This window comes from Neobacillus oceani, assembly GCF_046237595.1.
Lineage (GTDB): Bacteria > Bacillota > Bacilli > Bacillales > Cytobacillaceae > Bacillus_D > Bacillus_D oceani.
In genome coordinates this window covers 1,375,731-1,398,663 of sequence record NZ_CP143543.1, presented here as the reverse complement: position 1 = coordinate 1,398,663, position 22,933 = coordinate 1,375,731, and the positions used below count along the sequence as shown (strand labels likewise).

The window sequence follows — 22,933 nt, the reverse complement described above, 5'->3', positions numbered from 1 at the left end:
TATGGCCGTCTCTTTAAGGGTTAAAATAATCGAACTATATAAAAAATGGTTTCTCTAATAAAATCTTTTGGCCAGGCAGGTTTTAGGGTGGCATCTCCTTAGCTCAAAGGCTAAAACAACTCAAATATTTTATAAAAAAAAGGGAAGAATACTTTTTACACGTAAATCATCACTATTCGTAAAAATAGCCTTAGGAGGCGGTCTTATTCTCTATGCGTAAAGTTAAGTTATGGACAAACCAATATGTAATCATTATTTTACTGTCTTCGGTCATGTTCGCTTCTTTTTATATGATTACAGCTGGTTTCCCCATTTTCGTATCCACTAAAAGCAATAATCCTGCGATTGCTGGGATCATGACCACAACCTTGATGCTGGCATCATTAATTACACGCTTCTTTGCAAGTGTGATTATCCAAAAAGTGAATATGAAATTGCTCCTCATCATTTCGCTTGTTTACTTTTTGGGTACAATCGGGCTTACTTTAGTAAACCAGTCGATTGGATTTTTGATATTCATTCGAGCCCTGCAGGGTATTGGATTTAGCATGCTGACGATATTAGTCTTTACGATATCAAGCAATATTGTTCCTCGATCGCGGTTAGGAGAGGGCATTGTTTTTTTCGCAATGTCTACAAGCGTTGGGACAACAATGGGGCCGCTAATCGCAATTTCCTATCTAGCCAATTTTTCATTCAATTCCATGATCGTATTAACCCTCGGGCTTATGGCTTTTTCGTTAGTGTGCAGCTTCTTCACAAAAAACAATACGATTAAAAAGGAAGAGGAAAAGCCGCAGGAGACAAAGAAAGAACCGTTTTACAAGTACATGTTCGATAAACGTGTCCTTCTTCCATGTATTTTAGTGGCACTCAATTATATGGCAATCGCCGGAACTGTCAACTTTATAGGAGCGTTTGGAAAAGAAATCAATGTCGGAGGAAAGATTTCACAGTTTTTTATCGCACAGGCAATTGCGATGGTTTTAGTTCGGTTAGTCTCCGGCAAAATTTTCGATAAATGGGGCCATAGGATCCTTATTATTCCGGCCGGTATCGCAGGTGCTGCAGGTTTGGTCTTATTGGGTTTTTCTACTGGTATGGGGATGGTTTGGGTTTCAGGAATATTATTTGGAATCGCTTATGGGATCGTCCATCCAACTATCCAGGCTTGGGCATTAACGCTTGTTCCGCCAGAGAAAAAAGCAACCGCCAATTCCATGCTTCTTATTTTTATCGATTTTGGCTTGGCCTTAGGGTCAGTAGGCCTCGGATTCTTAGCAAAAAATGTCGGGTACGGGATGACGTTCAGTTATTCAGCAGCATTTATGGTGGTTATCCTGTTTTTGTATCTCATTGGAAGCAGAAAAAAGTCACCATCCGAAGCGAATAAGAAAAAACGGCCTGAACGAATCAAATTAGCATTGGATAAACCTTAAACAACGGGGGCTGTACCATTGTCATATTGACCTTGAGAACAGCCCCTTAACTTATCGAACAATCCCTATATTATTTTTTTCAAATAAGACAATGACAAGCCCTCGAACCCTTTCAATTAAGGGTAACTTTTAAGCATTTCACTTTCTATTAAAGGCTCACTTAATGGCTCACTCAAATCTTTACCCCCAAATTTATTACATAGAATTCAACAAAAAACCTCATTCATTCTGAGCTTTTTTCGCGTGATTTTTTACCTTTATTTTATTATTATTCGATAATAGATTCTCAAAATTGTAAGAGCCAATCCAATAATGAAAACAATCCCCAATAGAATCATCGCTGCTGGATATAGGCCGAATGCATCGATCGTGGTCGAACTGTTATTTTGTAACGTTGGTACAATAAAAAACAGCCAGCCGATTAATAATGTTGGAACCATTTGGGGAATTAACCGAAGGATAAACCGCCAAGCAGGATGCTGTTTCCGTTTATCCGACCAATTTTTACTTCGCAAAATCCCTTTCATTCCTAAAATCAAATAAATCAATGTGATAACGCCAAGTGATAAATCAATTATTTTAGATACTGGTGCTTTCAATTCGGCTTCTTGCCCCTCTGTCAATTGAATAATACCCGAACTAATCTCATAAGCGTGTTCAACGGTAGGGGTATAACTATTTAGTAAAACAGCAACGGCATAACCACTACTTGGTATCAGGTCTTGTTGAGTTTGATATGTTGATACCACTCCGCTATGTGAAATGCGTGCTGGCTTCACATTCGGTGAACTCAACCCCCATCCAAGTCCGTATCTTTTGCTTCCAGGCTGTGGCGAATAGGATTCTTCCAATAACTTTTTTGATAATAACTGCTCTCCTGTTCCAGTCCTTCCCTCGTTCGTTTGCATAGCAAGCCATTTTCCCATATCGGATGCCGTTGATATGATACTTCCGGCCCCCATATTCATCGCTTCAAGTTCTGTCCAAGGAATTGCAGTTCCATATGCTGTTACATGGCCTTTAGGAAGTCCTTTTACAAAATCTCCAGAGTTAACAGTAGTGAGTGAGTCATTCATTCCCAGCGGAGAGAATACCTTTTGTTTAAGGTATTGAGAGAATTCCATTCCGCTTACTTTCTCCACCAAAAGCGCTAAGACCCAGTAATTCGCATTGCTATAATAGTATTTCTCTCCTGGGTTTGATTGCAGCTTCCAATCATTCACTCGTTCTACCCCCGCTTTTAAGGTGCTGGCTGGCGGAACAATAGTCGGATTTGGAATTCCTGATGTGTGGCTCAATAGTTGACGTATCGTCACATCTTTCCATCTTGAATCGTCAAGTTTTACTTCTGGCAAATAGTTGATGACTGGAGCGTCCAGTTGGATTTTCCCTTCATCTACAAGTTGCAAAACAGCCAATGCAGTAAATGATTTGGACGCGGAACCGATTCTCATTAACGACTTTTCTGTTATAGGATTCCCTTCAGAATCGTGGCCATATCCTTTCTCATAGACTAATTTACCGTCTTTAACAATTACAATGGATGCACCGGGCAGCCCATTACGATCTATATACGTAGCGACAAATTTATCAACATCTTCCGTTTTAAACGGCTCGGCAGCTTGGACACTTACTGAAAAGGGATGATGAAAGATAGGCGTTAAAAGGATTATAAACAGAAGAATATAGCTTAATTTCTTCGTACTTAATATTGTTTTCAAGGATTTTTCCTCCATATCTCAATTAAATCATCAAATAACCCTCCATAAATGCAAAAAACTAAGCGGAATGACCAGGCTTAGCTTTTTGCATGAAAGATGTAACGAAAGTGATCTAGGTCTTACAAACTGCGTTACCCATTCAACAAGAGCGGAAGTATCACCCCTATTTAAGGTAATCCTTTGCGACCTGACCTACTTCTTTTTCCCTTTTAAATTGACCCCAATTGCCGCGCCGTTTCGGCTCGAATCTGCGACTCCTTTAAAGAATCCTTTTTCATTGTCAATGAGAATGCTTTGAACATTGCCAATCGTGGTTGGCTCAGGCCCGAATTTATGCCCCATTTCGTTGAGCTTGGCAATGGTTTCATTGCTGATTCCCTCTTCAAAACGGTAAGAATTAATGTTATTTGTGTATATTCGTGGCTGCTCGACAGCCCCTTTCAGCTCCATGTCATATTCGATAGCATGGAGAATTGTCTGCAGGACGGAAGTGATAATGGTTGGCCCTCCTGGTGAACCAACGGTCAATACTGGCTTGTTATCTTTAAACACAATTGTCGGGGTCATGCTGCTCAATGGCCGTTTGTTTGGCTGAACTTCATTCGCCCCGCCAGGAACGGCATCAAAATCGGTCAGTTCATTGTTCAGCATAATTCCGTAGCCAGGAACCATGATGCCTGTCCCGAAAAGCTGCTCAATTGTCGTTGTGTACGAAACGACATTTCCCCATCTGTCCGCTACAGTAAAGTGGGTAGTCTCACCATATTTCCGATCATTTGGCTGGCTTGTTTGAGAGTAATTCGCTGAGCCAGTTTCATATTTCCATGGATTGCCGGCTGTTACATTCTTATTTACACTGTTGAGACTGATAAGCGCTTGGCGTTCCTTGATATAGTCAGGATGCAGCAACCCATTGATCGGCACGTTGACAAATTCAGGGTCGCCGGCATATGCGGCACGGTCCGCATAGGCAAGATGCATCGATTCCGCCAGCAAATGATACTTTTCAACAGAATTTACATCGTATTGAGATAAATTAAATCCATCGAGGATTTTCAGCATTTGCAAAAGAAATACCCCGCCAGAACTTGGAGGAGGCATGCTGGCAATTTGGTAACCCTGGTAGTCTCCCCAAATAGGTTTGTCGATTGTGACATCATACTTCTGCAAGTCACTGACCTGCATGGAACCACCGAAATCCTGGACAACGTCCGCAATGGCTTTCGCTATCTCTCCTTTATAAAAAGCATCGCTCCCTTTTGCACGAATCAGCTTAAAGGTTTTAGCCAAATCTTTTTGAACGAGGATATCACCTTCCTGAAGTGGTTTGCCGCCCGGAAGGAAGACATCTTTGGCAGCAGTACGAGACAGCATTTCTTTATTTTCCGCTATTGCTTCTGCAAGGACAGAATCAATCGGGAACCCTTTGTCAGCAAGCTTGACGGCTGGCCCAATCAATTGCTCCATGTTTCTCGTTCCCCACATGTCAAGAGCAGTCTCAAGCCCCTTTAATGTGCCGGGAACCCCAACGGCTGTTCCGCCAGTCGATCGTGTTGCAAAAGGAATCGGATTGCCATTTTCATCGAGGAACATATCAGGCGTCGCGCCACCTGGGGCACGTTCCCGGCTGTTTACGATGGTTGTTTCCTTCGTTTTGCCATCATACACCATCATGAATCCCCCGCCGCCTATCCCGGACATCATTGGTTCAACTACGTTTAGTGCGAACTGAATCGCTATAGCCGCATCAATGGCATTGCCCCCTTTTTCGAGAACGTCTGCTCCAATTTCAGAAGCAAGGGGATGGGCCGTCGCCACCATGCCATCCTTGCCAAGGTCCACCTGATTGTAATTGCCATAACTGAACTTTGGATTTTTTGCCTCCCCGGTAATCGGTAATGTACCAACCAATAACAGAACACAGAGTAAAGCAAACAAACCAACTCGCCATATTTTCTTCAAGCAAACCCCTCCTTGAAATCATTTCATTTCCATGGTAGGGAAAAGCGAAGAAAATTAGCAAGTTATTTGACGGAATATTTTAAATTTTGAATAATTAGTCCTAGCTCTTTTTCGAGAACAGGGTAAATAGGCTTGCTGAAAAGCGTGTCCTTCTTACATGTATTTTGGTGGCTTATAACGGTGTGACAATAATTATGTCATTTTGGAAATTGGGGAGCTAATTCCATCGTTATTTGCTATGCCAATTCAAGACAATTTTAATAAAAAGTAAGGGAATAACACGTTTTATGTTAAAATAAAATAAATATTTCGAAAATTTTTCTGGTCAATGTAGTTTAAATAGAAAAACTCCGTGGAGGATTATTATGGAACTAAAAAGGTCGGCAAAGAGTAGTAATGGAAAAATCATATTTCTTAACGGTGCATCGAGTTCTGGAAAAACAAGTCTTGCAAATGAACTTGTGAACATCCTTGAAGAACCATACATTTATCTGTCTGCAGACCAAATCGGAGAGTTTCTTGAGAGTTTTATACCAGAGGGATATAATCCATATGACGAAAAGATGATAAAAGCATTTTATATGATTAGACCCTCGATGTTTTCTTTATTTCATCATTTTATTAAATTCTTAGCTATGTTAGAGAAAAATGTGATTGTAGACCACATTGTATTATTACCCGAATGGTTGAAGGAATGCTGTGAATTATTATCCGACCACTCGGTTTATTTTATTGGTGTTCATTGTTCGTTAGAAGAACTTGAACGAAGAGAATTATCAAGGGGAAACAGAAAAATTGGTTCCGCTAAAGCACAACTTGAGCAAGTGCATAGGCATATAATTTATGATTACGAAGTGGACACCTCAAATTCCAGTACAAGAGAATGTGCTTTGATGATTAAAGAATACATACATAATGAAGATAACGTTCCTTTAGCATTTGATGAAATGAAACAAACACTTTAAGATAAATGAAAAAGTTTTCCTAAAAAACAGACTGTTATTATTGAGCTTACGGATGCATTAATTGAATATGACACTAGAAAAAACCGATCGACTCAAGAAAATTGTCGGTCGGTTTTTCTTGCTAATTCCATTGCTGTTTAATGTGTGATTTCGGATTTTATTTAGCCTGCTTTTTCAGGAGTTTTTTTCTTTTTCTCCACGTTATCGGAACTACTTATGCTATGTCTCATCCCTTACGCGAGTCTCATCCTTTATCTCCCTTAAAACCAGCCGCAACAGCAGGCTCATCTATCTGGATTTTTAAATGGATCCCCTGGGCGTCAAGTAGTTCGATAACGGTCTCGAGCTCCTTTTTCTCAGTTATCACTACATAATCCGGCAGAGTAAGCTTATTTTTAAAATCGAAACTGACTTTATATCCATTGTTTGCCCGGGAATCAAGACCATATAAAGCATGCCAGCGGACAATCCTTTCCACCGAGTATTCCTTTATATCCGAAGAAGATATGAATTTACTCTGTAGAATGATTCCATTCGGTACAATATAAAAATTGCCGGGGTGCTTGACTGCATTTAGGAGCATGTAGAACAAATAGGCAGAACTGAAGAGATACGAACCTAACCAATTGGTATAAATAACAATAACCAGCAAGGCTGCCAAAAGGATGAGGGCCGCAGCTGTTCCCCATTTGACGATTAGATAGGATTTAGTCCGTTTAGACAGCCTCGATGCGATTTTCCATTCCCCCGCAATAAGGACACTGGAAAAATCCTCTTCCGTCACGGGGAACAACGCATTTTCAGCAAGGCCAATTGCCTTCTTAAGATTTATACAATCCCGTATGAGACAATAAATACCGATGATAAATAACAAAGCAAAAAGTACAGACACAAGACACCTCCATTTGTCCTCTTAGGCTGTCCCATCAATATCCTTTAACATTAAAATACCATATCATGGGCGCTTGTTCCGTTTAGAAGGTTTTTCCCGTTTCTCTGGTAAAAGTATGTCATAGTTGCTACATCTCAAACTCCCATTCTTCCTTTAAATGGAGGTAGATGGCGAGAAGGTTATTTTCGAGTTCTGCCTCTGTTTGGGTGTGCCACTCGACTCCTGCTTTTGTAAGTAGTATGGCAGCAACTTGCTTTGTTAGTTCGGTTTTTTCGTTTTTGGGGAGTTGGAGGAAGCGGGCGGCGTATGTGTTGATGAGCTTCCAGTCCTTGGCACTGAAGGATTTGATTGTCCAGTCGTCAAGTGCCAGCGTTTCCTTGCTGACGCCCCTGTTCTTCATTTCCGTTTCCAGCGGTGAACTCTTTTTTCCCTTTTTCACCTTTCGCTCATGAATGACAATCGTTCCGGCGACGAGGTCACCGAGCCGCTTGTGCTGTTTATGGAAAAAAATCATGACAATGCCGATGAAATAAAAGGCGGGCAGCATGTCAATGATGCGAATCAGATTTCGGATCAGGCTCGACAGAAGTGTGATGCTGTGCCCGTTTTCCTGCATGACACGGATGCCTAGAAGCTTTTTCCCAAGCGTCCTGCCGCCGGAGAAAAACTCATAGACAAAAAAATATCCCCAATTGACGACAAACAGCCCGATAATAAGAAATCCCAGTACATACGATTCGGTATAACGGATCAGCCAGACCTCAAAGCCAGCCCCAAGGGAAAGTAAAACAATCAGTACAACAGCAATATTGAATGCCATTAACAGCGCCTGGTCAATCAGGAACGCAGCCGCCCTGCTGCCAAGTCCTGCGGTTTGGAATTGCAAAGAAACGTATTCCGGTGTTTTGATATCGATTTTTTCCTGCTGCATGCTACTCCTCCGGCTCTTACAGTTTTCTATTAATCTTTCTATTCTCGGCAAAAAAATCTATAATGAAGATAAATGCCAAAGAAATCCAGTACAAGCAGGTGCCTATATGGACATAAAACAGCTGATCAAAAAACATCGTGAAGAATGGAAACAGCTTGAACAGCTCATTGCCGAGCTTAGCGGGTGCAAAAAGGGAATCACCGGAGAAAAAATCGACTCTTTTCACCGGCTTTACCAGAAAGCCTCCCAAAACCTATCCTATTGCCAGACGCATTTTCCGAATGATGACGTCACCGGATACTTAAATGGCCTCGTTTCGAAGTCTCATAATCTCCTGTATAAAGACCAAATCTCAAGCGGCAAGCAAATCCGCCATTTTTTCAGCACAAAATTCATTGGGCTGCTGCTTGAACAATGGCGGTTCGTCTTTATCGCGTTCGTGCTGTTTACCGTTGGGGCGGCCGGCAGCTTTGTTGCGGTTGTGAACGACCCGCTCCATATATATACACTTCTTCCCGATAGCATCTCGCATGCGGTCGACCCGGACCGGCTCGGGGAAGGGCATGAAGCCATCGATTCGGCCGTCATGTCTACGGAAATCATGACGAACAATATACAGGTCGCGTTTCTCGCATTTGCCGGCGGCATTACCTTTGGGCTTTTGACTGTGTATTTGCTCGTTTACAACGGTGTAATCGTCGGCGCCCTTGCCGCCCTTTTCTGGCACTCTGGGAAAACGTATGATTTCTGGGCATATATTGTACCTCACGGCATGATCGAATTGACTGCCATCTTCATCGCTGGCGGCTCAGGCCTTTTGATGGGCTACAAACTGTTTGTACCCGGCAATCTGTCGCGCGGGTACCAGCTGAAAAGGCAGGCAAAACGGTCCGTTCAGCTGCTGCTCGGAACGATTCCCTTGTTCGTCATCGCCGGGATCATTGAAGGCTATATCACTCCTGCAAGCATTTCGCTCGAAGCGAAGTACGCGGTGGCCGTTTTAACCGTCCTTGCACTTCTGCTTTATGCCATTGTCGGAGGACTGAGATTCTTTAGAAAAACTGGCATCCGCCAGTCCTTTCGGCGGATGGCTTAGTTTTTCTTATGCGGTCAGAATTTATGGATATAAATTCTGATTAGCCAAAAACAACTCCTAAAGAGCATTTTGGTTCATGATGTCGATATAATGCGAAATCGCCGTGACGGCGAGATGTTCCTCTTTGGCCTCCACCATTTGGAGGCCCTGCTTTTCCCATTTGTTTTTGCCTCTATGTTTAAGCAGCTCCTGTTGCTGGGCGATACTTTTGATCATCGCCGTTTTCACTTCGTCAGGCCTCATTGCGATCCGTTCTTTTAAGGTTCCATCCACGATTCCAACCATGAAAAACAAATGCCGTTGCCGCAGCCGTTTCAAATAAACGAGCGCGTTTTCTTCATGAAGGAAGGTCCGGACATCGCTGAACAGCAGCAGGAGGCTCCTCTTCTTTTGGACATTCTCGAGATACTGTAGCACTGCTCCGTAATTCGGCTCGACAGGATCGACTTCAAGACCGTAAATCGCCTGAAGAATTGTCTGAAGATGATTCATCCCCTTTGCAGGCGGGACATACACCTTAATGTTTTTTGAAAAAGCAAGGACTGATACATAGTCGCCTTTTTGCAGCACAGCCGCCGCCACTGTCATCACTGATTCCAGTACCTGTTCCAGGCGGTTGCCTTTTTTCATTTCGGCTCCCATCATCCTCCCGCAATCGATCATAAGCGTGATGTACTTCCCATGTTCGGGTTCGTATTCATTCGCCATTACTTCGTGCAGCTTTGCAGTTTGGCGCCAATTGATTTTCCGCGGATCATCGCCGGGCACATAGGACCGCACCTTGGCAAAATCGCCTTCGCCCATCCTTTTTCGGCGAATAGCCGTACCTTCATGCAACAGGAATTGCTGGGCATTTTCCAGATACCTGCGCGTTTCCGTCAAGTCAGGGATCACCTTGACCTGGTCGGAAAGATGAGGCGTCACCTGTTTTTCCCATAACCCGAGACTGCTGCGGTAACGAAAGAATAAGTTGCCAATCTGATAATCTCCGCGGACAGAAGCGACCGTTTCATATGGGATGATTGTTTCCGATTGTCCATTTGCACTGCCTGTGACAGGAAACGGCTGCCTAAAGGTTTGCGGTACTCCGTCGATGAAGCGGAACAAAAATGCGTGCCGCGACTTATTCGCTACCAGCACCTCAATCCTGGCTGGTATTCCCCTCTCCATTTCGCCTGGGAATACCCTCTGGAAGGACAGTTCCTTCCGCTTCGGTGTAAAAAGCAAATCGGCCAGGCTAAGTGCAAGGAAAAGCACATTCGCACCAAAAATCATCAACCAGGAAACCTTAACTATGACTGCACCCAATAAAAGGGCGGATAGCGGCAAAAAAGCTATTAGCAGCCTTTTTGTCGGGACAATGCCCCTATCTCGGAACAGGAACCGATCCCACAAGTTCTTCAATGATCTGGTCAACGGCCGCTCCCTCCAATTCCATATGCGGTGCAAGCTGAATCCGATGCCTCAGTGCTGGTTTTGCCACCATTTTCACATCATCGGGCGTCACATACTGCCGGCCCGACAGATAGGCCCAAGCGCGCGCTGCTTTTCCGATGGAAATCGCGGAACGTGTGCTCGCCCCAAAGCGGATATAGTCGGACTCCCTCGTTTTCCTGACTATTTGCATCATATAATCGAGCACTTTGTCCTCGACTGTAATCGACGCGATTTCATTTCGAATAAAGATAAACGTTTCAAGATCAAGGACCGTCTGTATGTCTTCCACAGCAAAAACATGGTGCAGGTCGTTTTTCAGAACCTGTTTTTCCTCCTCAAAGGATGGAAAGCCAATGGCCAGCTTAAACAGGAACCTGTCCTGCTGCGCCTCTGGAAGTGGGTACGTCCCTTCGAATTCAATCGGGTTTTGCGTGGCGACAACGAAAAACACATCCGGCAGACGGTAGGTATCGCCCTGGATCGTCACCTGCTTCTCCTCCATCGCTTCAAGCAATGCAGCCTGTGTTTTGGCGGGTGTCCTGTTGATTTCATCCGCCAGGAGGATATTCGTAAATATAGGCCCCTTTAGTGTCTGGAAGCTACCTTCCTTCATATTGTAAATCATGCTTCCGGTAATATCGCTCGGGAGCAGATCTGGCGTAAACTGAATGCGGCCGAAATCCCCGCCGAGCAGGCCGGCAAGTGTCCGCACTATTTTTGTTTTTCCGGTGCCTGGTACTCCTTCGAGCAGCACATGGCCTCCTGTCAGGACCGCACACAATAGCAGGCGCAGATTCGTAGCCTGGCCAAGAATCCTTTCCTCGTAGGAATCCAATAATGCTTGCAGCTGTTTATTCAACCTTTCTCCACCTCTATCCTCAAGTCGTCGAGAAGCCTCGACCAAAGCAGGTATTCTTGTTTGTTCAGCCCGTCTTTCGCCAAAACGGCGGACAACCCCTGTGAAAACTCTTTTATTTCCTCTGCGGATTTCACAGTCCATTTCCTTTCCAAATATTCTGCCGCATCAATCCATGGCGTTGAATAAGGAATTCGCCATTTTTCCTGAAGCAACTGCTTCGTATAATCGGCCTGAATCTTGATGCTGTCCCCGTAACGCCTGCCGCGGATATACCATGCTGCGAGTGCCTGGATGCCTTCGTCACTGAAACGTACGTACTCCTCACGCGGTGCGTAAACCGGACCAAACCGTTTCCCTTTTAGCCAAAGGAAAATGGCGGCGGCAATCGTCCCCTGAAGAATGAGGAGCAAAAACCATTTCGGATAAACGAGGACTCCTGACAATACGCTTCGTTCACCGTGCACATACTCATCAAATAAAACGGCAGAAGGGTCGGCATCGTTCACGATTTTCAAAAAGACGGCAAGGTTGTCCTCCTTCAGCACTTCACTGTTCGTGATAAGTTCTGGCGCTACGAGAACATATAATTTACCTTTTCCAACCTCCCTTTGGATGGCGACAGCACCCTCCTTGTCGTTGAGGAGAATCTTATCCTTTTTTGATGGAATCAGCCTGTTAGGCAGGTTTACATTCACTTTGTATGTATTCTTTTCTTCGTCTTCCAGCAGGTTCGGTTTTTCCACCGGTTTTACGGCTGACGTTTTCAAGGCGAAAAAACCGTCCGGTATGTGTGACAGAAGCAGGATTGAATTCCCCGCCTCCATGAATTCCTCATACTGCTCCATTTCTGCGGTTTTCGAGATATTCAGCGGCTCCACCATGATTAGAAGCTGGCCTTGGGCAGATTTGGGCAGTACCTTTGGCTGGTGCACCCATTCCTTCGCATTTTTCTTCTCTTGCAGGAACGTATAAATCGCCTTCACTCCGGTTGGTGCCGGCGATGAGGCGATGTATTTGGGATAATTTCTTGCTTCAGGCTGATATCCAATAATAAGAATGGCTATAAAAACCGTAATCAGTCCAACAAAGGGAAGCCATGAGCGCAGGAGTGAACCACGTTTACCCATCACCGGTCCACCCTCCCTTCCTCCAGCCATGCAGCAATTTTGCCGCGGAAGAAGAGAAAATCATTGTTGCTGATTTGTCTTTCACCGTATGCCACTTCATCAAAAACAGAAGCAAGCTCATAGAAACGATCTGCATCAGCCCTGCTGGATTTACCTAGTTCAGCGAAGTATTCCCAATTCGTTTTCCACTGTCTTGCTTCAATGCACTTTTGCTCGTGCAAAAACAATAGCAGGGCGAGGAAAAAATGGCGGACAGCCGCACGGAGCTGGCCTTCAGCTTCAAGCTTGGAAGCCCTCTCCATATGCATCTCATACGTCCAGTCAATTTCCCGGGAAAACTGAAGCGGCTTAAATTCCCTGTTCAGCATTTTCCTTCGGCTATTCCTGATCAGCAGATAGACAATCCAGGCTAGAAGGAGAACAGCAATGGCAATAATCGCAATGAGCACCGGCGCCGCAGCTGACCTTGACCCTTGTTCCAGGGAAGGAAACCAGCTTTCCAAAAGATCAGCGAGCCAAGCCATCGCCTGATTCCACCATTTTTCAACGAAGCCGGGCGGTTTGGAATAAACAGTATATTCATCTTGTTTAAGGATTTCTTCAAGTTCTTTCCTTGCCTCAGTAGAATCAATCAAAACCTTCACCTAACTCAAATTCGATTTTTGCCATCAAGAAGAAAGAGGTTCATATTCTGAAAGCAATTCCTTCAGGTCATCCGCCTCGTTTCTCACTTTTAAATCAAGGTAGATGACACAATAGCCTACGGAGAAAAACATCGTTGTCAAAATAGAGACTAGACTGATGATGACCGACAGCAATACACTGCTCCCCAAAAAGGCGGTAAAGGCCATCTCGACGGATGCTGAGATAATAGTCGTAATCAGGGAAAAGACAATATAGATGCCCAGCAGCTTCCATGTCCGCTTTTTCGTCAACTTCCAACTGCGGCCGAGCCCTGGCGATTTCCGGTCCAGTACAACTGAGCCAAAGTAAAAGCTGAAGCGCGTCAACAACAGTACCACGACAAGGAAGAGGCCAATCGAACCTATGACGGTCAGGATGATGCCCGTAGCATCATTGAATAACCCTCCAATCATACCGCCTGCGACTATTCCGATAGTCGGGATGGTAATAAAGGCGATGGCCATGAGAAAGTACAAAATCGAGCTTCCAAGCATTGCCCAATAGCGTGACAACGCCAATTTGAATACCGAACCAACCGTGTACTCTTCGTTTTTACGAACATGGTTAACCGCGAAAAGAATGGCAGCTTGGGCAATCGGAAATAAAAACAGGCTAAGCAGCGCGGTCACGCCGATTCCAACAAATTCAGCCGTCATAAAAGAGGGGTCAACTTCCCCTGATCCCTCAAAGCTAGCCATCATCTGCTCAAACCAATCTCCCTCGCCACTCTTATCACGAAACAATGGTTTACCCGCACCCACCTGAAACAACGCATCAATGAGATAAACCGGTCCCATGATAGACAAAAGCACGGTCATGAACTTCTTAAAATGATTCCTGCTCAGCGTAAACGTGTGATCCAATATTTCCCCAACACTCTTTGGCTTGCTAAACCTATCATCCACTTAAAAATCCTCCCAAAAGTTAAGATAATTCATAATACTCATTTTAACATGCGGACCGTCCCCTCGCTCCCACTTTTACAAAAAATTTGAAATTCCATAGTGGTGCCTTGCACATATTATAAAAAGAAAATGAGAAGTGCCCCCGCCTCATCTCACATCTCACTTAATATAATTTAGGGATTTCAAACAGCCATTAAGGATGGCAGCGACAAAAACCAGCTTTTCAAAATTGCTGCTGGATTCTAATTCACGCAACTTTTGCTTTGCATCACTAATCGAATAATTTGGGAGGAGTATATGGTTAAGATGGAAACAGAGAGTACTTTAGGACAGAGAAAAACCCGTAGTAAGCCTTGTCTCCACTTGCATTATCAAGGTTACAAGGAGTGGATAGTGTAACAACTGTATCCATAAACAATTCCAATAACCTGGCATGTTTTTTTAAAAATGCTATTATGTTTATTAGTACTATTTTAAACGGAGGTTCTCATGAAAAAGACAGTAAAAGTTGTTGCAGCAATCATTGAAAATGAACAAAATGAAATCCTTTGTGCACTAAGGTCACCGGAAATGTCGATTCCGAATATGTGGGAGTTTCCGGGTGGGAAGGTCGAACCTAATGAAGATTTATTTTCTGCCCTCACGAGGGAAATTGAAGAGGAATTGCATTGCCAGATTGAACCGATTGAATTACATAATGACATTATTCATGAATATGATACGTTCATCATAAATTTGATTGCGATTAAATGCAGAATCACTGGCGGTACGCCAACCCCGACAGAACATTCAAAGTTAATCTGGTTGAAGAGGGAAAATCTAAGCTCGCTCGTGTGGGCACCTGCGGATGTACCTGCGGTTGAAAAGTTGATAAACGAAAAAAGTATAGTCGTTTGAAGACTATACTTTTTTCGTAAATTCAATATAAAGATTGTAGGGCAGCTCATGTTCCAATTCCATTTGTACGGTGATGGGCTTGTTACCTTCAAAGCTGGTTGTGTTCCCTTTCCCGATATAAATAAACGGTTCATTTTTACCGTCAATGACTTTGTATTTCCTGATAAACAAATGAAGATTAATCCCTCGGGCTTTATTGTAAATAATATTCTGCCCTGTATTTGTGTGTTGGGCTGTTGTGTGGGGAGTTTGCCACTGGAATTCGCGTAGGCTCTTAATTTCATCCTTATACGCAAGTCTTTCCTCCACATCAGCGTCCTTGTGCAGGTCGATATACAAGAAATAGTCATTCCCGTTTGTTAAAAGACCTGAGCCTCTAAAGGAACTGTGGCTTTTCCGGAAATTTGAAAGCAAAGCGGCATCCGCCATTTTATACTGTTCATACAGTTTCAAATGCGGGACTCCGTAGTATTCGTTCTTGAATTCTTTTTCATAACGGAAAATCCCGTACATGACAATATCCTCAATGTACTTCCGGTATTCCTCGTTCGTAAGAATGCTCTGAAATACCGGGGTCTTCATAAGAATTTCATCCTGAAAATTGAACAACTTCAGATTCCTGCTCAATTCCCCGCTGTCATAAAAATCCTGATTTAAGGTTTGAAATGCATGAAGGACACTATCATCATCAACGAGTTTAACCCACTTTAAAATTTCACTTTTGGCCGTAGCTAAAGAGATGTAGTCATGGTCAAGCAGATACTTAATAACAACAAACTCATAAACTCGCTTAAGCGGCAACTTGCTTGATAGTTCTTTCATCGCTTGTTCGAACGAATCATCGCTTAACAAGGCTTTCAACCGCTCTGTCTTCTCCACCTTAGCGACAAACTGCAAATAGGTTTTCTCTTTATCGATGAATTTTACTGGATCGGGCGCTCCATCATACTTCAAATAATCCAACAAGAAATAAGGAATCCTTCCCTGGTTCAGCTTTTTAAACTCAAAATATTCTTCCTTTAAATACTTCATCGAATTGAAGTTTTCCTGGTCAATCTGCATCAGGATTCGTTCCTGCGAAATCTTGTCCATTTGAATGTGAGTGCATCCAGGGATATTGGCAAAACCGGTCGCAACAGCAACCTTCAGGCTCTCCTTATCATAATAGCGGCTGCCATTAAGGGCCAGGGCAATCAAGAACGTTTTATTATGATTCCCGATAAAATCAAGCACTGTCAAAAAACTTTTACCTGCGTGCTTCCGCAACCCACGGCCAAGTTGCTGGATAAAAATGATCGGCGAGTTAGTCGGCCTTAGCATGAGGACAGAATTTACTGAAGGAATGTCGACCCCTTCATTAAAAATATCAACGGTAAAAATGAACTCTAGTTGGTCATAGTCATTTTCCAATCGGTTAATGGCCTCTTCACGTGTACTAGCTGAATCCCCGCCATGCAGGCAAGTACTCTTGTAGCCTCTCCGATTAAACTCGGCAGCCATGTACTGGGCATGCTCAATACTCGCACAAAACCCAAGACATTTACGCTTTTCGCCGTCATATCCGTAGAATTCCATCTTCTCAATGATAAAATCAACCCGCTCATTCACCTTTAGGCGCTTTGTTACTTCCGCGATGTCATCAATTGAAACATCACTCAGATCGACTCCTTCAATATCGGTGATACCGAAATAATGAAACGGGATGACCAGCTCGTCATCAAGCGCTTCGTGAAGACGAACCTCTAGCGCGACATTATTGTCAAAAAGGTCGAATACATTATTCCCGTCGCTCCGTTCAGGTGTTGCTGTCATCCCAAGAGTGAATTTAGGTTCAAAATAATCTAAAACGGCTTGGTATGTTGAACTCGTGGCGTGATGGGCTTCGTCGATGATAATATAATCGAATTCATCTCTCCTAAATTCGTGATAACAATTTGAGATTGTAAGGTTCGTTGTGAAAATATAATCAGCATTCTTCTGCTTGTGATTGCCTGTTAACAGCCCAAATGAAATTCGTTCATTTGGTAGCAGCTTTTCGAAGGTTTCTTTTGCTTTTTTCAAAATTTCTTCCCTATGTACAACAAAAAGCAGCTTCTTTGGCCGGAAGCTTTTCACATCAAATGCGGACATATACGTTTTTCCAGTACCGGTTGCTGCAATGACAAGCGCCTTCTTTTCACCAAATTCCCGAAGCCTGGCAAGATTATCAATGGCGCGCCGCTGCATCCGGTTCGGAGTAATGTACTCCGGTTTTTCAAAAATCAATTGCTGTGAAGTTTGATTTCCCTTAAGAGTCTTGAGGAATTCTTCGTATTCACCAATCAGCTTCTCGTCAGCAACCTGGGACCTTTCCCATAGAGCATCATATTCCTTCAAGACCTCCTTAATAAAAGAAGCATCACTCTTGGATATAACCTTCACGTTCCATTCAACATTACTCTTCAACGCACTCTGCGTAATATTGGATGAACCAATGATGACCTTATAAGAATCTATATACTCAAAAATATAAGCTTTCGTATGGAAGCCGATCTCCTTATCTGTCACAAACACCTTTAAATCAACGTTCTCAAACTCGTTTATTTTCTCCAATGCTTTTGCATCAGTGAAATTGAGGTACGTCGAGGTAATAATCTTCCCAGTTACCCCTTTTTTCCCCGCCTCCCGCAACGGATCAAGCAAAAGCTGAAGTCCACTGAAATTGATGAAGGCAACACTAAAATAGAACTTCCTGCACTCATTCATGGAATCTATCAATTCCTGCAGCAAATTCCCTTTATCCGAATTAACGATTAATCTTTTTTCAATTATCACAATGCTTCTCCTGATTTCTAAGTCCTTTTCTAAAATCTTACTATATTACCAGGATATTAGAAAGATCAAAAAATCTTGAAGACGGATATTAAACATTGGATGTGCTTTTTTGCACTTATATCTGATTTTCACTGAAAATGACGGCATTGGAACCGTTTTTTAACATATTAAGCAGCGTGGTATCACCAAAATCTTTTGTTTTTGGGATATAATAGGCTAAGGGCCAAATTCAATTCATACAGTGGACCGGATACGAGAGGTTTGTGAAGTAGTTGTCCTTGGCAATTATGAGGATTTTATTCAGAAACAAGGGATAACGATGTGATCTAGTGGGACCAAAGCAGTAAGGACAAGAGCGAGTAGCTGTCTCCGCACCTTGCCCTATCATGTTGATTTTACATAAGCCGAAAATATCTTAGGCTTTACCATGCTTCAGGAAAAAGAAGCTATGTGTAAAAATATGGATTGGATAGCTACACTAGAAGAGAACGAGAAACCGAACATTGTAGGCTTTGGTGATATTCTAAGTGGCACTCATTGATTGGCTTTACGAGTAGTCGGACAGTTTTTAATGTTGGAAGTGTTGGTAATCCGTTGGATATTTCCCTTGCCACTCTTTGCCCTTCTTAACGGAGAATAGGGTTCTAAAACTCCTTTTCCCCTTTCAATAGAATTTGTCAGGGGCTCCCAATGATAATGAAAGAAAGAAATCAGCTTTGCCACCGAAATAGGAAAAAGGTGGGAAGAGATTGACGCTCACATTAATTTTTTCCAAACAAATAAAAGAACCCACATAAATAAGCATTGGTTAAAGGGGCATGAACATATATTAAGATATCGCTAACGCTTGACCGAAGTCAAATATGAGTCCTTATGTGTTCTAACTTGGTCATTTTTGTTTCTTGCTGAGATGCTCAAATCTTAATATTTTGACGCTAGTTTTAATTCTAAAGCCTTCGTATAGGTATCCTCCAAATACTTTGAGAGGGGTCTATTAAAATATTTGTGTTCATTAATAATTTCATCTTTATCTGAATCAATCAGCATTTCATTAAAAAATAACCACCCAAACAAATGAGGTATAGTTTGAACCATTTTTCCTGGCATCACCTGTTCGGCTAAAAGTCTTGCTCCCTGATCATCAGTAATGAAGGCTTGATTGATTTTTTTCGCAAATGCAATACCGGAAAGCTCTCCTTTTGATAAATTTTTTCTTTTCTTTAGAAGATCAACATCTTGTAAATCGTCTATCTCTATATGATATTCCTTAAACTCCCCTCGTTGATGCAACCCTTTAAGACGTCCTATTAGAATTTGTTCTGTTTCAGAAACTGATTTTCTGGGTTTATAAAGACACTCATACATAATAAAAGCTGTGCACGAAAAATGACATCCAGCTTTTTTTGAAGCGTTATAAAATCTAAACGAACTAATTAGATTCCAAATTGAACAGGTATCAACCACATTAATCTTAATAAAATCTTTAATGTTTACCTTCAAATTACCACTTCCTTATATAAATCTGCAATTTCGAATAGTTGCCTTTCTCCTATGAGAAGCATCTCACACATTCTATCTAAAGATATAATATTTCTTCTTAGGGCTTCAAAACATATCGAAACATAAGTTGGTGATAAGCCCAATTCAAGAAACTTTTTCTTTCTTAATATTTCATTATTGGATAGATCACCTGATAATTCGGGGTCTACTTTTAAACTTTTAGGAACTTTTAGACTCTTAAAACTTTTGAATTGATTTTCATTTATTAAACCCTCTGTTTTTAGAGCAATAATCAACGCTTGTGTACTCACTTTTAATTCGTTCGACCACTCTATGATTTTTTGGTTATCCCAGTTTATAGTTTCTGAAAGCTTTCTCAAAAACAAAGGAGGTAATAGATAATTTGAGGCGAAAGTATTTGCTCTTATTTCAGAAAGGTCTTTCTTATCCCAATCATTGAAAGAGACAATAATTTCTTCTTTATCATCTAAAATACTATGTCCTACTTCATGAGCACAAGTGAACCGCTGGCGATACACATCCTCATTGTAGTTAACTAAAATGCATTTACCAACCACTGGATGCTTGATATAAATGCCAGATATATTAGAGTTTTGCAAATGTCGTCTAAAAATATGTATCCCGATTGATCTAAAATCTTTAAAAACATCTTTCGGTACTTTCCTATCTTGGTAATTGAGATGCTTTCTTAAAGCTTTAGCAGCTTCTATCCCATGTTGCTTGAATAATGCCCCTTGTTTAATAAACTTAAATTCTTTTTTTGTAATTCCTAACTCTTGAAGAAGAAATTCTTCACATTCTGCCAAGTATAGGACCTCTTGTATTGCTATTCGATCTTCTTTAGATAAAGATTCACCAAACCTCCTAAATAAAAGCTCAGTTTGCTCAAAAGCGGTTAATTGTTCATTTGAAATAAAAAACTTATAATCACATTTATAGAAGTCTGATATAATCAATATTTCATCACCAGTGGGTAGTCTTTTCCCTAATTCAAATTCGATTAACCTCTCACATGGTATACCGGTAGAATATGATAGTTCTTCTATTGTTAATAAGAATTGCACCCGATACTTTTTTAATTTCATAGCCAACATTGAAGTGTCAATTGTCATTACCTAAATCCCCCATATAAGCAAGCATTATTTTACATTATAACAATAAACATTACAATTAAGGTCCAACAAACAGAAATGGCCTTGATTCACGGATTTAAGTTATTCGTATCCTGTTTTTGAACTGTGGAAAGAATTCGAGAATTTGGGCAAATCAAATAAAATCTTTTCCCCAAAACAAACCCGAAAAACTTCGTCTTTAATATCATCACCTTTTTTACAAATAAAGATTTCTAGTAGGAGAGTCTTACATCTTACATCCCGCTGCCCATTTATGTTTGTCGTTCGATAATGCCCTAGCATTCCCGAAGCAGGTGGGCATTGCCATGCAAGCTTTCCTTTGTAAAGTTACATCATGATGAATAACCTGATTTTTTGTAGAGACAAAGTAGTACGTCCAGACCCTTTTCATAGCCGAATCCCTGCTTAATGATATACATAACCATCACAATACATTAGTTCTATACAATATAAAATCCTGCCACAATCTAAATGACAGGATTTTAATCTTATTTAATTTGCTTCTAACCTTTTAATAACACTACTTTTTCAGCAATCGGACCTTTTCCACCTAATTTCATATTAAAGCCAACAGGTTGTCCTTCTTTAAGCGTTTTGAACCCGTCCCCTTCAATCTCTGAATAATGGACAAATATTTGATTTCCATTTTCCTCTTCAATAAATCCATATCCCTTTATGTTATTGAACCATTTTACTTTTCCTTTTTGAGAATAGCTTACCTTTGCCTTTTCAAATATTGCCTGGCTTTTCTCTCCTTTCTGAAAAGTTTTCCAAATACCCTGAATAAGTTCAGTAGGTTCTCGATGTTCGTTGAATAACCCAATAATGTTTAAAAATTTAATAAATTTGGTTCTATCTGTTTTGTAAATATTATTTTCATCTAACATATTAAGAAGATTATCAATGTACTGCGAATTACTTTCTTTAACAGGACCTAATCGTGCGATTAAGGTATATAGGTCTGAAAGGGACGCTTCACATACCTGAGGCTCTCTAATTCCATATACAGGGGTTTTCCTCCCCCCTCTTTTTTTCCTTGCTACTGCTCTAAACAAAATACCCTTGACTTGCATTATATAAGTCAAACTTGTATATTCTGCCGTATCAACAATCCCTAATGTATCCATTATTTTTTGAGTAGAAATTAAGTTTCCTTCTTTCCCCAGTAATGCAACTAGCATTTCTTCTCTTGATAATTTTAAATCATAAAAGCCGCTTAACCAACGCTGATCAGAATTTGAAAATATTGAATCATGTTTTAAAACAACTGTAAATTGGTTTTGATCTCCAATCAATTCAGGCGCAACTAGGTCTCTCTCTTTCATTAAACGGAAGATTCTTCGCATGCCTTCTCCCATTTCACGCATAAAGCCTAATTCAACTAGCACTTTAGCTATCTTAACATTTCTAGATTGATGAGCTCCCTTTAACTTTTTTATTTCTTCTATAGTTACTGAAGAAAGCAAACCACCTGGAGATTGAATTTCCATTCTATTATCGTATATAAAAATTTCTATACCTCTACCCTCAATACTATAATCTCTATGTGCAAGTCCATTTAATAAAGCTTCGAAAACAGCATCTTCAGGATACATCGTATCTTCCTTAAATAACCCATCATCAAAAAATCTCGTTTCTGTTAAATGAGGTCTAATTTTTATCCATGCGGTCTGTAAAAGAGTCAATATGTTGTCAGTTTGGATTTCATCAGAGATAGCGTTATACCCTCTTCCGGGTAATAGTTCAGTTCCTCTAACTCTTACTACTCTAACAGAACATCGGGGATGCCAAATTTTAATATCCTTTGCAAACAGTAACAGTGCCGCCCTTCTGACACGTAAGCCACCAACATCTGGTTCAGCTAAATCAAAATATTGTAGTAACTTTTCAGGAGATATTCCCCTTCCTACTTTCTTAGAAACCTCCATCAAAAGAGCAATATCTAAGTGATGGACATAGGCTCCATCTACAAAGGCACGATCATATTCTCTAGAAATCTGTTCTTGCCTTTCAAATCTTAATTTTTCAACAGAAACAGGCAATGTTTCTCTATCTTTCCTTTGAAGACATTTACCATCACTTGTCAAGTGTACATAGTCCGTTCCTTTGTCCACATAAAAATAAAGAACAAGTTTTTCGTCTATGGTCACACCTTGAGCTATAAAACTAGTAGGTAAAGGGGTGTCCCTATGTACATATTCCACAGGTGCCCGTAGCAATTGTTCTATCGTTTTTTGTGCATGTGGAACGCCTGTTATCTCACCGTTATCTTCTACGCCAACTAAAAGCTCTCCACCATCAGCATTCACGAATCCAACTAGCGTTTTACCAATATCTTGCGCAATTTCACGTGGCTCTCTAAATATTCTATTATCAGCTCTTCCTTCCCAGGCACTCTTAAATTCTCTAAATTGGCTTTCTCGTAAACCTATGTTTAATCGAATTCGTTCCTGAATTGTCAAAATATCCATTACCATAACCTCCAAATTATGAGAGATAATTCCAATATACTACAGAAAGAGGGTCATTTCTACATTAAAAAAGGAGTAA

Annotated in this window: 17 protein-coding genes and 1 pseudogene; 4 read left to right on the top strand and 14 right to left on the bottom strand. The window is 41.4% G+C overall.

Going from position 1 to position 22,933, the window contains the following annotated elements:
- Nucleotides 1–212 precede the first annotated feature (212 nt).
- Nucleotides 213–1,439, top strand: coding sequence for an MFS transporter (locus tag V1499_RS07095; protein ID WP_409274951.1), 1,227 nt, complete (start codon nt 213–215; stop codon nt 1,437–1,439).
- Between the two features lie 257 nt (nt 1,440–1,696).
- On the opposite strand, the gene V1499_RS07090 is transcribed toward V1499_RS07095, so the two are convergent.
- Both V1499_RS07090 and ggt read right to left on the bottom strand, forming a co-directional pair.
- Nucleotides 1,697–3,160 (bottom strand): serine hydrolase domain-containing protein, encoded by a 1,464-nt coding sequence (locus V1499_RS07090; RefSeq protein WP_409274948.1) that lies wholly within the window; start codon nt 3,158–3,160, stop codon nt 1,697–1,699.
- Nucleotides 3,161–3,352: 192 nt separating this feature from the next.
- Nucleotides 3,353–5,122 (bottom strand): gamma-glutamyltransferase, encoded by a 1,770-nt coding sequence (ggt, locus tag V1499_RS07085; RefSeq protein WP_409274946.1) that lies wholly within the window; start codon nt 5,120–5,122, stop codon nt 3,353–3,355.
- Between the two features lie 365 nt (nt 5,123–5,487).
- Between ggt and V1499_RS07080 the strand changes: the two genes are divergently transcribed.
- Nucleotides 5,488–6,087 carry a chloramphenicol phosphotransferase CPT family protein gene (locus tag V1499_RS07080; RefSeq protein WP_409274944.1) on the top strand — a complete coding sequence of 200 codons (600 nt, stop codon included), beginning with the start codon at nt 5,488–5,490 and terminating at the stop codon, nt 6,085–6,087.
- 244 nt (nt 6,088–6,331) lie between these two features.
- On the opposite strand, the gene V1499_RS07075 is transcribed toward V1499_RS07080, so the two are convergent.
- Entirely contained in the window at nt 6,332–6,979 is a 648-nt protein-coding gene (locus V1499_RS07075) for a hypothetical protein (protein WP_409274943.1), read from the bottom strand.
- Nucleotides 6,980–7,106: 127 nt separating this feature from the next.
- Nucleotides 7,107–7,910 carry an RDD family protein gene (locus V1499_RS07070; protein ID WP_409274941.1) on the bottom strand — a complete coding sequence of 268 codons (804 nt, stop codon included), beginning with the start codon at nt 7,908–7,910 and terminating at the stop codon, nt 7,107–7,109.
- A 106-nt stretch (nt 7,911–8,016) separates the two neighbouring features.
- Here V1499_RS07070 and V1499_RS07065 point away from each other — a divergent pair, with 106 nt between their 5' ends.
- Complete coding sequence (locus V1499_RS07065; protein WP_409274939.1) at nt 8,017–9,006, top strand: stage II sporulation protein M; 990 nt, start codon at nt 8,017–8,019, stop codon at nt 9,004–9,006.
- A 57-nt stretch (nt 9,007–9,063) separates the two neighbouring features.
- On the opposite strand, the gene V1499_RS07060 is transcribed toward V1499_RS07065, so the two are convergent.
- Genes V1499_RS07060 through V1499_RS07040 form a run of 5 tightly spaced genes read right to left on the bottom strand, consistent with a single transcriptional unit; the run spans nt 9,064 to nt 14,018 of the window.
- Complete coding sequence (locus V1499_RS07060) at nt 9,064–10,422, bottom strand: DUF58 domain-containing protein (RefSeq protein ID WP_409274937.1); 1,359 nt, start codon at nt 10,420–10,422, stop codon at nt 9,064–9,066.
- Complete coding sequence (locus V1499_RS07055) at nt 10,373–11,302, bottom strand: AAA family ATPase (protein WP_409274935.1); 930 nt, start codon at nt 11,300–11,302, stop codon at nt 10,373–10,375. Before V1499_RS07055 ends, V1499_RS07060 begins: the two co-directional genes overlap by 50 nt.
- The gene (locus tag V1499_RS07050) at nt 11,299–12,429 is read right to left on the bottom strand and encodes a DUF4350 domain-containing protein (protein ID WP_409276250.1); all 1,131 of its coding nucleotides are present in this window, start codon (nt 12,427–12,429) and stop codon (nt 11,299–11,301) included. Before V1499_RS07050 ends, V1499_RS07055 begins: the two co-directional genes overlap by 4 nt.
- Complete coding sequence (locus V1499_RS07045) at nt 12,429–13,064, bottom strand: DUF4129 domain-containing protein (protein ID WP_409274933.1); 636 nt, start codon at nt 13,062–13,064, stop codon at nt 12,429–12,431. Before V1499_RS07045 ends, V1499_RS07050 begins: the two co-directional genes overlap by 1 nt.
- Before the next feature lie 33 nt (nt 13,065–13,097).
- Nucleotides 13,098–14,018, bottom strand: coding sequence for a hypothetical protein (locus tag V1499_RS07040; RefSeq protein WP_409274931.1), 921 nt, complete (start codon nt 14,016–14,018; stop codon nt 13,098–13,100).
- A 489-nt stretch (nt 14,019–14,507) separates the two neighbouring features.
- Here V1499_RS07040 and V1499_RS07035 point away from each other — a divergent pair, with 489 nt between their 5' ends.
- On the top strand, nt 14,508–14,915 hold the full coding sequence (locus V1499_RS07035; RefSeq protein WP_409274929.1) for a (deoxy)nucleoside triphosphate pyrophosphohydrolase: 408 nt from the start codon (nt 14,508–14,510) through the stop codon (nt 14,913–14,915).
- A 3-nt stretch (nt 14,916–14,918) separates the two neighbouring features.
- On the opposite strand, the gene V1499_RS07030 is transcribed toward V1499_RS07035, so the two are convergent.
- From V1499_RS07030 to V1499_RS07010, 5 genes and pseudogenes are all read right to left on the bottom strand, one after another.
- Nucleotides 14,919–17,729, bottom strand: a complete 2,811-nt coding sequence (locus tag V1499_RS07030; RefSeq protein ID WP_409274926.1) for a DEAD/DEAH box helicase — start codon at nt 17,727–17,729, stop codon at nt 14,919–14,921.
- A gap of 921 nt (nt 17,730–18,650) precedes the next feature.
- Entirely contained in the window at nt 18,651–19,229 is a 579-nt protein-coding gene (locus V1499_RS07025) for a hypothetical protein (RefSeq protein WP_409274925.1), read from the bottom strand.
- The gene (locus tag V1499_RS07020; protein ID WP_409274923.1) at nt 19,226–20,362 is read right to left on the bottom strand and encodes an XRE family transcriptional regulator; all 1,137 of its coding nucleotides are present in this window, start codon (nt 20,360–20,362) and stop codon (nt 19,226–19,228) included. Before V1499_RS07020 ends, V1499_RS07025 begins: the two co-directional genes overlap by 4 nt.
- 524 nt (nt 20,363–20,886) lie before the next feature.
- Nucleotides 20,887–21,120, bottom strand: coding sequence for a cold shock domain-containing protein (locus tag V1499_RS07015; RefSeq protein ID WP_409276249.1), 234 nt, complete (start codon nt 21,118–21,120; stop codon nt 20,887–20,889).
- A gap of 534 nt (nt 21,121–21,654) precedes the next feature.
- Nucleotides 21,655–22,854: pseudogene (locus V1499_RS07010) on the bottom strand (ATP-binding protein); the annotation flags it as partial.
- Nucleotides 22,855–22,933 lie beyond the last annotated feature (79 nt).